We start from the raw sequence: 14,653 nt of genomic DNA on the forward strand, positions 1-14,653 counted from the left end.
CAGTGCTCATCGGCATACTGGTTTTGCCCATCGCCCAGCGCCCATCGGCCATCGCGGCCCAGAATTACTTCGGCCAGAATCAAGTCCAGTACGACACGTTTCATTGGCAGATTCTCGAGACCGAACACTTTCAGATTTACTACTATCCGGATGAGGCGCGCGCAGTCAACGACGCGGCGCGTCTCGCCGAGCGCGCGTACGCGCGCCTGTCGCGCGTGCTGGACCATCAGTTTCGCGAGAAGAAACCGATCATGCTCTTCTCGTCGCGCACCGATTTCGGGCAGAACAACGTCACCGGCGATCTCGGCGAGGCCACGAGTGGAGTGACCGAGGCCATGCGCCATCGCATGCTCCTCAACTTCACCGGCGACTACAAGAGCTTCGAGCACGTGCTCACGCACGAGATGGTGCACGCATTCCAATACGACATCTTCGCGCACGGCAAGGCGGGCAACGGGCTGCAGGCGCTCGCGCAGTACATGCCGCCGCTCTGGTTCGCCGAGGGGATGGCGGAGTATCTGTCGCTCGGTCCGAACAGCACGGTGACGACGTCGTGGATGAGGGACGCGGCGCTCAACGGCCGCATTCCGACGATCAAGGAGCTGACCGACGATCCGGACAAGTACTTCCCGTATCGCTACGGCCACTCGCTCTGGACGTTCATCGGCCAGAAATGGGGCGACGAGGTCATCGGCCAGATCATGAGCTCCGTGCCGGCGGTCGGAGTCGAGCGCGCGTTCCGGCGCGAGCTCGGCATCACGCTCGAGGATCTTGGCGAAGAATGGCGCGAAGACGTGCAGACACGCTTGTTGCCCGCAGTGGCGACGCTCGACCGGCCGCGCAAGTTCGCGCAGCCGCTGTTGAACAAGGAGCGGAGCGGCGGCGACGTGTTTCTGGCGCCGACGCTCTCGAGCGATGGACGCACGATCGCGTTCCTGTCGAACGGCAGCGTGCGGCGCGGCGAAATATTCATCGATCTGTGGCTGGCCGATGGCGAGAACGGCCAGCGCCAGGGCCGGCTGGTCAAGAGCACGTTCAGTCGCGACTTCGAGGAGCTGCGGCTGCTCTACGCGCAGAGCGCGTTTTCGCCGGACGGCCGTTACCTCGCCTTCACGGCGCAACAGCGCGGCCGCGACGTGCTGTACATCTTCGACGTCGCGTCGCGGAAGGAAGTGCGCCGCCTCGACAAGCTGGGGCTGGAGTCGGCGACGAGCCCGAGCTGGTCGCCGGACGGAAAGCAGCTCGTCTTCAGCGGCAATCACGGCGGAATTACAGATCTTTATATAGTAAATACTAATGGCACGGGGCTGCGCAAGCTCACCGACGACCGATTCGGCGAGCTGCAGCCCCAGTGGTCGCCGGACGGCCGCACGATCGCGTTCGCGACGGACCGCGACAGCGCCAACCTCGCCCTGCTCCGCTTCAAGCCCTGGCGCATCGCGCTGCTCGACCTTGCCTCCGGAATCGTCAGCGTGCTCCCCGGGCAGAGCGGCCTCAATCTCAATCCGCAGTGGGCGCCCGACGGCAAGTCGATCGCGTACGTGTCCGACCGATCCGGCTCGCCGAACATCTTCCTGTACGACCTCCCGACGCACGAGCACTTCCAGCTCACGAACGTCGTCGGCGCCGTCTCGGCGCTGACCGAGTACAGTCCGGCGATCACGTGGGCGAGGCAGGCCGACCGTCTCGCCTTCACGTACTTCGATGACGGCGAATACACCATCTGGAGCGTCAACAACCCGCGCGCGCTGAAGCGCCTGCCGTACCAGGATCGGCCGGCGACCGTCGTGCAGACCGGAAGCGACAGCGCGTCCAAGGCCGTGTCGATCGTCGCGCTGCTCGATTCGTTCAGCCTCGGTCTTCCCGACACGACCAGGTTCCGCACCGCGCCGTATCACGTGCGCTTCCAACCCGACTTCTCGGCGCGGCCGAGTATCGCGTATTCACCGGATGCGTTCGGCCGGACGATCTTCGGCGGCACAACGCTCGTGATGAGCGACATGCTCGGCAACAACCATCTGGCGATCGCCGGGGAGATCAACGGGCGCATGAGCGAGGCGCGCGCGTTCCTTGGCTACACGAACATCGCGCATCGCTGGCAATTCTCCACCGGCTTGTCGCAGACTCCCTACTACTTCCTGTCGTCCGACTCGCTCTCGAGCACCGGTGCGACCGGCCGCTCGCTCGAGAATCAGCAGATCACGACGTACGTCGCGCGCCAGGCGTTCGGCGTCACCGCGTACCCGATCGACCGATTCACCCGCATCGAGTTCGGCGCGGGATTCAACAACATCGATCGCAGCCGGTTGTTCGTCACGCGAAACCTCGTCGGTGGAACGGCGGCGACGGGCTATTCCGTCGACAGCACGCATCGCGATCCCTCGCTCAACTACATCGACGGGCAGATCGCGCTCGTCTCCGACAACACGCTCTTCGGCTACACGGGACCAGTGATGGGCCGACGCTTTCGCGTGCAGCTCACGCCGGTCGCGGGCACGTATCAATGGAAGGAATACCTCGTCGACTATCGCCGATACGATCCCGTCATCTTCAACTATCTGACGATCGCGTCGCGCCTCTACACCGACCTGTCGATCGGGCGAGACGAGGAAGCGTTTCCGAAGTACATCGCGCGGCCGGATTTCGTGCGCGGATACGATCGCAACAGCACCTTCTATCTCGCGTGCCCGGTGATCGGCGCCAATCCCACCAATTGCAGCGCGGTCCAATTGCTTGGCAGCCGAGTCGCCGTGGCGAACGTCGAGGCGCGCTTTCCCCTCGTTCGGCGCCTCGAGCTCGGCTTTCTGCCGTTCGACTTACCGCCCGTGGATGGCCTGTTTTTCTACGACGCGGGCCTCGCCTGGTCGGCTGGCCAGACCGTCTACGGCTCTCGGCCCGAGGGCTATGACGTGAACACGCAGCGGTACCCGCTCCGCAGCTACGGCGCGGGGATTCGGGTCAACCTCTTCAATTACGCCATCCTGCGCTGGGATTACGCCGTCCCCGTCGATCAGCAGGGGCACAAGGGCGTCTGGACCTGGTCGCTCTGGCCGTCGTTCTGACCAGGGACCTCACCGCTTAATTTCATCGCGTGCGCCGCCTTCTCGCGTTCGCGATCGCAACGATTCTGATCCTCGCGTGTCGGGGCGATGAGCAGTCGAATCCCCCGCCCCCGCGCAACGCGTCCGTGTCGCCCGCGCGGGGGCCGGACGCGCTCGTGCTGCGCGTGAAGCGAAGCGGCGGCGTGCCCACGGTCGTCGCGTACCCGCGGATCGATTCAACGGTGTGGACCGCCACCGACGCCGCGCCGGCCATCGAGCGTGTGCTGGCCTTTGACCAGGACGCCGGACTCATCGCGGCGGTGGATTCGCGCCAGCTTCCATTCTGGATCGATTTGAATGTCGGCGCGGTCACGATCGGCTCGCGGAAACCGCTGCGCGGCCTGATTTCAGTGGATGGCTCGACGATTTACGGCGTCGGCGCCGACGGCGCGGTTGCTCGCTTCACGCCGTCGGGGAACTGGACGTTCAAACCGCGGCTTCCGGCGCGCGCCGTCTTTCCCCAGACGAACGGCACCGTGCTGATTCTTGGCGGCCGCGGCGCGTCGACGCGGGTGTGGCGCATCCATCCACCCGAGACGCGCATCACCGACAGTGTCTTGATTCCCGAGGTCCTTTCGGGCGTCGGCGCTCCGTTGGGCGATCGCATTTATTTCACGACCGCCGATCATGCATTGATCGGCTTGCGCGCCCGCACGCTGGCGCTCGGCCGGCGCATCGAGTTCGACCATCCGATTCGCGCCGTCGCGACGACACCGAGTGGCGATCGATTCTACGTGCTGACCGATTCGTCGACTACGCTGTACGTCATCGACAGCTTTCAGGATCGCATCGAGGCGCGGCCCGAGCTTCCGGGTCAGGCGCGCGATCTTCGCGTCGACGCGTTCGGGCGCTACGTGCTCGTGCGTCCCGCAAAAGGCGATTCGGTGTGGGTGCTCGCCATTGGCACGAATCAGATCGTTCGCACGGTCGCGTCCGAGTGGCGAGGCGACGCACCGTTCGTGTCGATCGACGGCGCGATTGCCGGGGTCGTCAATCAGAATCTCGTCATCACGGGCGGTTCGAGCGCGACCACGCGCACCCTTGCGGGAGGGGCATCAGAGTTCTGGTATCCATTCACGTGGAACGGGCTTCGCCCGCGTGCAGCGGCATTGGACCAGCCCGTGAAGCTGCCGGGGGACAGTGATACGACGCACGTCGGCTCGCCGACGGCGGAGACGACCACGGTCGTGCATGCCGCGCCGCCGCCCGCGCGACTCGATTCAACGAAGCTTGGATTCTCCGTGTCGTTCGCCGCACTGCTCGATGAAACGCGCGCGCGCGAGGCGGCCGCGAAAATCACGATCAATGGACAGACCGCGCGCGTCGTCGCCGGCATGGCCGGCGGCACCGCGGTGTACAACGTCATCCTCGGCCCCTATCCAACACGCGACGAAGCGGAGCGCATCGGCAAAGCATCGGGACAGAGCTACGTCGTCGTGGTGGGGACGCCGTGACGTTTCCATCGATGCGCCGCGCGTTCGATTGGGAGGCGGCGGGCTTCGCGCTCGGTGAAACGCTCGGTGAATATTGCGCGATCGTCGTGATCGGAACCGATCCGGTGACGACGGGGCGCGTTGCGGTGGGCGTCGGTCGCGCGCAGGCAACGAAGCGCCGCGTGGCGGTCGGCGATCTCTTCGCTGAATCGCCGCCGATTCAGGAGCTCGTGGAGACGGACGATCCGCACGGACTCGTCGACAGCTTTCTCTATGGCGTGTCGCTGAGCAAGATCGCGCACGAGGTTCGCGACGCCGGCGAATTATACGTGATGCCGAGTGGCACGGAGCCGCCGACCTACGAGGAGATACTTCCCAATCCGCGCTGGCACCGGCTGACCGCCGGCTTCCGCGAGGTCGGCGCGCTGCTGGTGCTCGCCGCGCCGGCGAGCGCGCCGCACATCGAGGATCTGGTAGCCGCCACCGATGGCGCGGTGCTCGTGGGCGAAGCGGTACCGCGCAAGCTGCCGGTGGCGAACGTGATTGGATCGGTACGCGAGCCGAAAGCCGATGCGGCTGCCGAGGAAGAGTCGGTCGCCGTTCCACCGGTGGAGCGTCGATGGACGCGCCGGCAGCGGTTCGCCGCGGGCGGCGGCGTGCTGCTTACCCTTGCGCTGGCGTTCGTCGCGTTCTGGCTGGCGACGCGGCCAATCTCGGTGATGACGCGTGGACATACCGCAGTCCCGCAGAAGCCCGATACCTCGCGAGCAAAGACCGTCGCCGGGCTTGGCCGCGACAGTCTGACAGCCGATTCCGCACGCGACTCGCTGCGCGACACTGTGCCGGTCGGTGCCGTGGTCGCGACGCCGGCGATTTCCGATCCGGCAGATTCCGCGACGGCAGCCGCATTCGCCGTCGAGTTGAGCATCGCGAACACCGAGGCAGGCGCTATCTTGAAGCTGCAGGAAAACGGCAAGAATCTGCCGGCCGCGACGTTTTCGCCGGTCCTCATTCAGGGATCGCGGTGGTTCAAGGTGGTCGGCGGAGCGTTCATCAATCGCGGGAGCGCGGATTCGCTGCTTGCGGTGTTGCGCCAGCGGAAGATCGTGGAACCCGGCAGCGGCAGTGTGGTGCGGTTGCCGTTCGCGTTCCTGATCGAAGTAGTGACCGCGGCGGCGGTGCCGGGCATGCTCGCGGCCCACGCCGATCATGGAATTCCCGTCTACGCACTGCGCCAGGACGACGGCTCGGCCTGGCTCCTGGCGGGCGCGTTCGAGACGACGGATCAAGCTTCATTGTACGCCGAATCACTGCGGGCGTCGGGAATCACGCCGAAACTCGTGTATCGCAAAGGGAGAATGTTCTAGTGCGGCTGACCAAGCTGGAGATGCAGGGCTTCAAGTCGTTCGCGGACAGCACCGACATGCTGTTCAACCCGGGCGTCACGGCCATCGTCGGTCCGAACGGCTGCGGCAAGTCCAACGTCTCCGACGCGGTGCGCTGGGTACTCGGCGAGCAGCGCGCGCGGTTGATGCGCGGCGCGAAGATGGAAGAGGTGATCTTCCAAGGCTCGTCGGCGCGGCGCGCGGTGAACGTGGCCGAAGTCTCGCTGCACTTCTCCAACGAAGACGGCACGCTGCCGGTCGCGTTTCAGGAAGTCGTGATCACGAGGCGTTTGTCGCGGTCGGGCGAAAGTGAGTATTTCCTCAATCGCGCGGCGTGCCGGCTGCGCGACATCTCGGATTTGCTGCGCGGCACGGGGCTGGGCGCGGGCACGGGCGTCGTCATCGAGAGCAAGATGATCGATGCGCTGCTCTCCGACCGTCCCGACGATCGCCGCGAGTTGTTCGAGGAAGCCGCGGGCGTTGGTCTGTATCGCGATCGCCGCCGCACGACGGAACGCCGCCTCGAGGAGACCACCGTCGATCTGCAGCGGCTCGACGATCTCATTGCGGAAGTGCAGAGTCAGGTGCGCTCGCTGGCGCGCCAACGCAAACGCGCCGAGCGATATTCCGAGCTCACGGCGCGCCGCTTCACGATCGAGATCGCGCTGGCCAAGCGCGAGATGGTCGCGTGGCACGACGAGCTCCGGCGTCTCGACGCGCGCGTGCGCGAGCTGCGCGACGCGCTCCCGCAAGTCGAAGAAGCGGTGGGCCTCGCCGAACAGGCGCGGGACTCCGCCCATGGCAATCGTGCGGCGAGCGAAGCGCAGCGCACGGAATTGCTGCGCCTCGTCTCCACGCAGCGCGAGCACGTGCAACAGATTCGCGGTGAGATGGCCGTGGCCGAAGAACGCCAGCGCAACGCGATGGCTCGCCGCCAGCGCGCGGAGCTCGAGGCCACCGAAGGCGAAGCGTACGGTGAACGGATATCCAGCGACCGTGAGCAGGCTGCCAACGAGCAGGCGGACAACGAAGAGCAACTGCGCGTCGCGCGCGAATCGCTGGCCGTGCGCCAGCGTGAGGAAGAGGAGTCGCGCCACAACGTCACGCAGGTGCGCGGCGCGCTCGAGGACGCGGAACGCCGCCAGCGCGAGCTGCAGGACCGCGCCCGGCGCGTCGAGATCGATCGTGAGCGCGCGCGACACGAGAGCGAAGAGCTCGCGCAGCGCCTGGAGCAGCTCGGCGAAGAGCGCGCGCAGCTCGTCGACGCGCTGAACACCGTGCATCGCGAGCTCGAGGAAGCGGCGGTCGCCGTCGAAGCCGCGCGCGTGCAGGCGACCCAGCTCGCCGAAGCGCTCGAGGTGGCGCGCGTCGAGGACCGCGACACGCGCGAACGTGAATCGGCCGCGCGCGCCGAGCTGTTCCGGGCAGACGAAGCACACACGTCGCTTCAGGGAAAGGTCAACGCGCTCGATGCACTCGAGCGCGAGCGCGTCGGTCTCGCACCCGCGGCGGCACGCCTGCTTCGCGAGCGCGAGCAATTCGGCGAAGGCGCCATTCTCGGACCGCTGTCCGATTTCATCAGCGCCGATCAGGCGTCGGCACTACTCGTAGAACGCTTCCTTGGCGCGACCGTGCACGCGGTGCTCGTGCGCGATCGCGAAGTCGCACAGGCAGTGCGCGAGTGGCATAACACCGCCAACCCCGGTCCCCTGCTGCTGCTTCCCCTCGACGCACTCTCCGACGCGCAGGTCGGCGAGGTGCTGCCCGACGCGCTTTCTCACAACGTCGATGCACAAGGTCCGGGGCGCGCATGGGTCCGCGCGCTGCTCGGGCATGCGCAGGCCGTCGATGGCGGAGCCGCATTCGTCGATGCACGCGGCGCGGTCTGGCTGCCCGGCAGCATTGCCGGTCCTGGTCCGCTTCGCCGTCGCGCCGAGCTGTTTGCGTTGCGCTCGGAGCTCACTGCCACCGAGCAGGCGCGCCAGCAAGCAATGGTCGCGGCCGACGCGCTGCGCGCCGCGGTGCAGGAATCAGAACGTCGCGTGCTCGAGGCGTCAGGCGCGTTGGAAGCAGCGCAGGTCGACGCACGCCGCGCCGCCGAGCAGCACGGTGAGCTCGAGCGCCGGCGCCAGCGCGCCGAGCGAGAGGTGAACGACGCCGATGCACTCAGCGCGCGCCTCGGCGCACGCCGCGACGCATTGACCGAACAGCTCACGCGTCTCGATGAGGAAAGTCGCACGCTCGGCGAATCATTGACGGAACGCAACGACGCGGTCGCGCAGGCGCGCGAGCAACTCAGCGTCGCCGAACGCGCGCACGAGGAAGCGCGCGAAGCGCGCACCGCGGCGCAGGTCGAGGAAGCGCAGGCCCAGGCGCGCGTGCAGGTCGCACACGATCGCGTTCGACGGTTGTCCGAGGAGCATCAATCCGCCTCGGCGCGACTCCATGCGCTGCGCGCCGAGTTGTCCGAGCTCTCGCACTCCGATTCGGCGCTCGCCGAGCAGATGGCGAACTGGCAGCTCGATCTCGAAACGCGCGAGGCGACGCTCGCCGACGGCGAGGCGCGGCTCGAGCTCGCGGAAGCGGCGGTAAGAACGGCGGACGACGCGCTGACGAACGCCGAGCATGCGCTCGACGAGTCTCGGCGCCGGCTGCAGGGTCACAGCGACGAGCTGCATCACGCCGAGCTGCGGCACACGGAGCTCGGCGGACGGCGCGCGGCGATTCGCGAGCGCCTGGAGACCGAATGGCGCCGCCCGCTCGACGACATGCTCAACGAAGCGGTCGACGTGGAGCTCGATGACGACGGATTGCGCACCGAGGCCGAGTCGCTCCGTCAGGAGCTCGAGCGCCTGGGTCCCGTGAACGTGCTCGCGATCGAAGAACATGAGGAAACGCAAAAGAGACAAGATTTTCTCACCTCTCAGCGCGCCGACCTGGCCGAGGCGAAGGCGTCCCTCCAGCAGGCGATTCGCGAGATCGACAGCACGGCCCGCGAGCTCTTCCTGGCGACATTTACGCAGGTGCGCGAGAACTTCCGCCAGATCTTCATGTCGCTGTTCGGCGGCGGCGAATGCGACCTTCGTCTGGAGAACCCCGACGCGCCGCTCGACTGCGACATCGAGATCCATGCGTCGCCGCGCGGCAAGCGCACGCAGCGCATCAACCTGCTCTCGAGCGGCGAGCGTGCGCTCGTGGCGCTGTCGCTGCTGTTCGGCATCTTCCTCACGAAGCCCAGTCCGTTCTGTCTGCTCGACGAAGTGGACGCTCCGCTCGACGACGCGAACGTCGGCCGCTTCGTCCGCATGCTCACGCAGTTCAAGTCGCGGACGCAGTTCATCGTCATCACGCACAATCCGCGCACCAGCACGGAAGCCGCGGACGCGGTGTACGGCGTGACCATGCAGGAGCCGGGTGTCTCGTCGCTCGTCAGCGTGCGGATGCGCGGCGCCGCGCCGGTCGACGAGGACGCAGTCGCCGCGACGGTATGATCGTCGTGTGCGGTCGGGCGATCGTTCCGGTCGCGTGGCTCTGCGCCAGTCTGCTCGCGATCGGCGGACGCCCGCTGGCCGCGCAGGACAACGGTTCCGTGCACTTGAGCGTGCCCGCGATCGCCGGCGCGGGCGACAGCATCAGCCCGGCACCGGCGATGTCGCTGATCGCAACGCCCGTACCGGCGGAGGTGCAGCCGTCGTCCGTCCAGCTCACGCTGTCGCTCGATCCGCAGTTCGGATCTCCGCTCTTCGTGGGCTCGACGCAGAATCTGTCGGGGCAGTTTCACGTCGATTCGCTGTTGCCGCAGAATCGCCGTGTGTTCTTTCGCGCGCGCCTGCTGGATAAATTCGGCGCCGTGCGCGCTGAAACGACGTTCTCGCGCCCTGTCGTGACGTGGCTGACGCTGGTGACGGCCAACCAGCCCACGAACCTGCTCTTCTCGCGCACGCCGCGCTTCGAGTGGAACAGCCCGGAAATCACGCTGCCGCCCGGTTTGTGGCGATATACGCTGACGGTCATGAGCGTCGCGCACGACAGCGTGGTCTATCGCAAGGGCGAGCTTCACAACACGTCATTCGTCGTCGACGTGCCGCTCGACGCATGCACGTCGTACCGATGGAGCGTGGGCGCACACCCCGAGAACAGCACCGGCGTGGACTCGGTCGTCGCGACGAGTATCGGCACCTTCGTCATTCAGACGGAGGATTGCCCGACGGCAACGATCTTCTTCAACAATTTTCCGAATCCATTCGGACGAGGCCAACGCTCGAACCAGACGTGCTTCTGGTTCGACTTGCAGCATCGCACCGCGGTGCGTTTGACCCTGTATGACGCGCGACTGCGCCAGGTGAAGCGGATCATACCGAGCGCGAAAGTGGCCGCGGTGCTGGACTCCGGTGCCTATGGCCGGCCGGCAGCAACCGACGTCGGCGGGTGCGACGCGAACTTCAGCTGGGACGGACTCGACGAGCAGGGGCGCCCCGTTCCGTCGGGATTGTACTTCGCCGTGTTCGAGGCCGACGGCAAGCGCGTCACGCACAAGATCGTCTTCACCGGACGCTGATCCGTGCGCTTCACGACCCTCGGCACGGGGACCGTGTCCCTCACGCCCGAGCGGAGTTGTGCCGGCTACTTGCTCGAGACAAGCGCCGTTCGCCTGTTGATCGACTGCGGATCGGGCATCACACGGCGCCTGGCCGAACGTGGACCGGCGTGGCAAACGATCACGCACGTGGCCATTACGCATTTTCATATCGATCACCACGGCGATCTGCCAACGCTGGTCTTCGCGTGGAAGTACGGCTTTTTGCCGCCGCGCACGGCGCCGCTCGAAATCATCGGCCCGGTCGGCACACAATCGCTTCTCGAGCGGCTGGCCGGCGCGTACGGCGACTGGCTCGTGAACCCGGGATTCCCCCTCACGGTCCGGGAAATCACACCCGCCGACGTGTTCGAGCTGCCCGAGGGGCTGCGCCTTCGGTGCCACCCAGTTCCACACACGCCGGAGAGTGTGGCATATTCCATGGAACGCGGCCGGCGGCGAATCGTCTTTACGGGGGACACGGGACCGTCGCCGCTGCTCGCCGAATGGGCGCACGGGTGCGACCTTCTGGTCGCCGAATGCTCGCTGCCGAGCGCAATGCAGATCCCGGAGCACCTCACGCCGGAGCAATGCGGCGAGCTCGCGGCGGCGGCCGAGCCGGGGCATCTCGCGCTGACGCACTTTTACCCGCCGGTGGAACACGTGGACGTTCACACCATCGTCGGCGCGCGATACGCGGGACCCGTCACGCTGGCGCGCGACGGCTGGCACATGGACTTCGCTGATCTCGAGGACGAGTAATGCTGGTGGTGATGCAGAATCACGCGACGCAGGAACAGATCGATCGCGTCGTCGAAACGATAAGGGAAATGGGCTACGAAGCGCGGCCGATGCCGGGCGAAACGCGTACGACCGTGGGCCTCGTCGGCAACGACGGCCGCGTCGACGGCTCGCGCATCGAATCGCTCGCCGGCGTGGCCGAAGTCATTCACGTCAGCAAGCCGTACAAGCAGGTCTCGCGCGAGTGGAAGGAAGCGAATACGGTCGTCACGATCGCGCCCGGCGTGTCGTTCGGCGGACAGGACATCGTCATCGTCGCGGGCCCGTGCTCCGTCGAGTCCGAGGAGCAGATCGTGACGGCCGCGAAGCAGGTCCGCGACGCGGGAGCCTCGGCGCTGCGCGGCGGCGCGTTCAAGCCGCGCTCATCCCCGTATTCGTTTCAGGGACTCGGCAAGAAAGGGCTCGAGTTTCTCGCGACCGCGCGCGCGGAAACCGGGTTGCCGGTCGTCACCGAAGCGCTCGACGAAGAAGGGGCGCATCTCGTCGCCGAGTACGCGGACATGCTGCAGATCGGCGCGCGCAACATGCAGAACTATTCTCTGCTCCGCGCCGTGGGCCGCATCGGCAAGCCAGTGCTCCTCAAGCGCGGCATGGCGGCGACTATTACAGATCTCTTAATGAGCGCCGAGTACATCCTGGCCGAGGGCAACGGCCAGGTGGTGTTGTGCGAGCGCGGCATTCGGAGCTTCGACAATCTCACGCGCAACCTGTTCGATCTCACGGCCATTCCGCTCGTGCAGCGCTTGTCGCATCTGCCGATCATCGGCGATCCGAGCCACGGTACCGGATTGCGCGACAAGGTGATTCCGATGGCGCGGGCGGCGGTGGCGGCCGGCGCGGACGGCGTGATCGTCGAAGTGCACCCCAATCCGGATCGTGCGCTCTCGGACGGCGGACAGTCGTTGTATCCGGATCAGTTCGCTCGTCTCGTGGCCGAGCTTCGCGCGATCACGAACGCGATCGGCCGCTCGGTGTCTTCGGGTCCCACGTCGAACCGCCAGCCGAGCGCGCGCGGAACGGCGGCCAAGGCCGGCGTGTAAGAGAATCATGCGTCTTTCATCGTTCGTTGCCGTGTTGGTGGTTGGTGGAATCGCCGCGTCTCCGGTGTGTGCCCAGTCGGCTCAATCCGTCGATGGAATCCTCGACCGCGCGGTCGGGGCGTGGGCCAAGGTCCACACCGTTCGCGGGGCATTCGAGCAGACCGTGACGAACCCGCTCACGGGCTCGAGCGCGACGGCGCGCGGTGACTTCTCACAGGAACGGCCGAACCGCCTGGCGATTCGCTTCAGCAGGCCCGATTCCGGTGCGATCGTGGCCGACGGCAAGTACCTCTGGGTGTACCTCCCGAGCACGGCGCCGGGCCAGGTGATCAAGCGTGCGGCGACGGATCGCGGGTCGGTGCCGATCGACGTCACCGGCCAGTTCCTCGACGCGCCGAAGTCGAAGTACGACATCACGGCGGCAGGCACGCGTACCGTGAGCGGCCATCCGGCGCACGGCCTGGCGCTGGTCGCGAAGCAGGGCGCGTCGTCGCCGGTGCTCAGGGCGACCGTCTGGGTCGACGATGATGATTCATTTATTCGAGAATTTGAATCGACGGAGCAGAGCGGGATCACGCGGCACGTCCGGCTCACGACGCTCGAGGTGAACGAGCCCGTGGCGCGCGAGGCGTTCGTGTTCAGCGTGCCGAAAGGCGCGCGGGTGATCGATCAGACGAAGTAGAGCGCTCGCGTGCGCATGTCTCAGGGTCAGGATGACAACGTTTTACTTCTTCGCCCGATCCAACAACTCCCGCTCGGTCTTCGCCCCACGCGCGAACGTCACCGCGCGGGCGATCATTTGATCGTCGCGAACCCGGCGAGCATACTCCGCCGCGTCGCCGAACGCGTAGCGCGCAGTCTCGTAGCCCAGCAAGCGATCGATCAACGGCGCGGCCGTCTCGAACGTCTTGTCGTCGAGCGTCACGCCGTGCGCCTTCATGCGCGCGCGAAGCGCCGCGCGCATGGCCGGCGTCACGACAAAATCGGGTGACGTCACCGCGTGCGAGGTCTTGAGCGACAACGCCTCTTCGGTGACGGCGTCGCGGAAGCTCGGAATCTGCTTGCCCAGCCCCCGCTGCAGCGCGCTGTCCGCCGCGCTCGGCTGGGTCATCGGGACGATCACGTCGGGCGTGATGCCACCGCCGCCAAGCACGGTTCGTCCCGCGTCGGTCTTGAACGTCGGCGGCTTCTTGCTGCTCGAGTCGGCATCGCTCCCGTCGGATGCATCACGCTTACGATTGATGCTTCGCCCCGACGGCGTGAACCACAGCGCGGTCGTCAGCTTCGCCGCGCCGCCGTTCGCCAGCTGAAACACGTTCTGCGCGCTCCCCTTCCCGTAGGTCGTGGTGCCGAGCAGCACCGCGCGGTCGTGGTCCTGGAGCGCGCCCGAGACGATCTCCGCGGCGCTCGCGGTATTGCTGTCCACGAGAACCACGAGCGGCATGCTCGGCCACGGCTGCGCTTCACGATCGTCGTACGTCGCCGTCGCCTGCGGCGTGCGGCCGCGAATCGAGACGATGCGCTGATTGGGATTCAGAAAGAGGTCGCTCACGGCCACGCCCTGCGTGAGCAGTCCGCCCGGGTCGCCGCGCAGATCGAAGATCAGCGTCTGCATGCCGGCACCGCGCAGCGAATCGATCGCGTGGCGAAGATCCGCGGCGGACTCCTCGCTGAAGATCGTCAGCGCGACATACCCCACGCCGTTGCCGAGCAGCTGTGCGTGCTGCACGGAACGCACGTGAATTTCCTTGCGCGTGAGTGCGAACTTGAGCGGCGTCGGAACGCCCGGCCGCTCGATCGTGACGCGAACGACTGAATTCGGCTCGCCGCGCAGCGCTTTCTGTGCGGCATCGAGCGGCGCGCCGCGGAGGTCCTTGCCGTCGACTTCCGTGATGCGATCGCCGGCCTGAATCCCGGCGGCAAGCGCCGGTCCGCCCGGAAGCGGCGCGGCGACGATCACATAGCCGTCGCGGGCGTCGACTTGAATGCCGACACCCGCGTACCGCCCGGTCGTGCGCTCGGACAGCGACGCGGCAAGCTTCGGCGGCAGGTAGTTGCTGTGCGGATCGCCCAGTTCCCCGATCAATCCCTCGGCCGCATCGCGGTAGATCGTCGAATCGCTCAACGTATCGACGTAGTCGCGCGCGACGTGCTGCATGACTTCGGCGAACATGTGCGCGCGGTCGCCGGATCCGGTCAGCGACGCGGACACGCCGGTCGCCGAGCCAATCAAGCCTCGTTCGACGAGCCAGCCACCGGAGACCAGCGCGGTGCTCAACACCGCGACGGCCAGGATCGCGCGCGATTTCATTAAAGA

General features: G+C 66.6%; 9 protein-coding genes. 8 read left to right on the forward strand and 1 reads right to left on the reverse strand.

What is annotated here, in order from left to right:
- The first annotated feature begins 23 nt into the window (after nucleotides 1-23).
- Genes VN706_22530 through VN706_22565 form a run of 8 tightly spaced genes read left to right on the forward strand, consistent with a single transcriptional unit; the run spans nucleotide 24 to nucleotide 13,018 of the window.
- Nucleotides 24-3,062, forward strand: coding sequence for a hypothetical protein (locus VN706_22530; GenBank protein HXT18421.1), 3,039 nt, complete (start codon nucleotides 24-26; stop codon nucleotides 3,060-3,062).
- Nucleotides 3,063-3,091: 29 nt separating this feature from the next.
- Entirely contained in the window at nucleotides 3,092-4,555 is a 1,464-nt protein-coding gene (locus VN706_22535) for an SPOR domain-containing protein (GenBank protein HXT18422.1), read from the forward strand.
- Nucleotides 4,552-5,901 (forward strand): hypothetical protein, encoded by a 1,350-nt coding sequence (locus VN706_22540; protein ID HXT18423.1) that lies wholly within the window; start codon nucleotides 4,552-4,554, stop codon nucleotides 5,899-5,901. The genes VN706_22535 and VN706_22540 overlap by 4 nt, the downstream gene beginning before the upstream one ends.
- Nucleotides 5,901-9,410: a chromosome segregation protein SMC gene (gene smc / locus VN706_22545; protein ID HXT18424.1), complete on the forward strand. Its 3,510-nt coding sequence runs from the start codon at nucleotides 5,901-5,903 to the stop codon at nucleotides 9,408-9,410. The genes VN706_22540 and smc overlap by 1 nt, the downstream gene beginning before the upstream one ends.
- Nucleotides 9,407-10,477: a hypothetical protein gene (locus tag VN706_22550; protein HXT18425.1), complete on the forward strand. Its 1,071-nt coding sequence runs from the start codon at nucleotides 9,407-9,409 to the stop codon at nucleotides 10,475-10,477. Before smc ends, VN706_22550 begins: the two co-directional genes overlap by 4 nt.
- Before the next feature lie 3 nt (nucleotides 10,478-10,480).
- A complete protein-coding gene (locus VN706_22555) occupies nucleotides 10,481-11,257 on the forward strand; it encodes an MBL fold metallo-hydrolase (GenBank protein HXT18426.1) in 777 nt (258 codons plus the stop codon).
- A complete protein-coding gene (aroF, locus tag VN706_22560) occupies nucleotides 11,257-12,336 on the forward strand; it encodes a 3-deoxy-7-phosphoheptulonate synthase (GenBank protein ID HXT18427.1) in 1,080 nt (359 codons plus the stop codon). The genes VN706_22555 and aroF overlap by 1 nt, the downstream gene beginning before the upstream one ends.
- Nucleotides 12,337-12,343: 7 nt before the next feature.
- The gene (locus VN706_22565) at nucleotides 12,344-13,018 is read left to right on the forward strand and encodes an outer membrane lipoprotein carrier protein LolA (protein ID HXT18428.1); all 675 of its coding nucleotides are present in this window, start codon (nucleotides 12,344-12,346) and stop codon (nucleotides 13,016-13,018) included.
- A 42-nt stretch (nucleotides 13,019-13,060) separates the two neighbouring features.
- Here the strand turns inward: VN706_22565 and VN706_22570 are convergent, their stop codons facing one another.
- Nucleotides 13,061-14,647, reverse strand: coding sequence for a S41 family peptidase (locus VN706_22570; protein ID HXT18429.1), 1,587 nt, complete (start codon nucleotides 14,645-14,647; stop codon nucleotides 13,061-13,063).
- Nucleotides 14,648-14,653: the final 6 nt, after the last annotated feature.

The sequence above is a fragment of the Gemmatimonadaceae bacterium genome (assembly GCA_035606695.1).
Classification (GTDB): domain Bacteria; phylum Gemmatimonadota; class Gemmatimonadetes; order Gemmatimonadales; family Gemmatimonadaceae; genus JAQBQB01.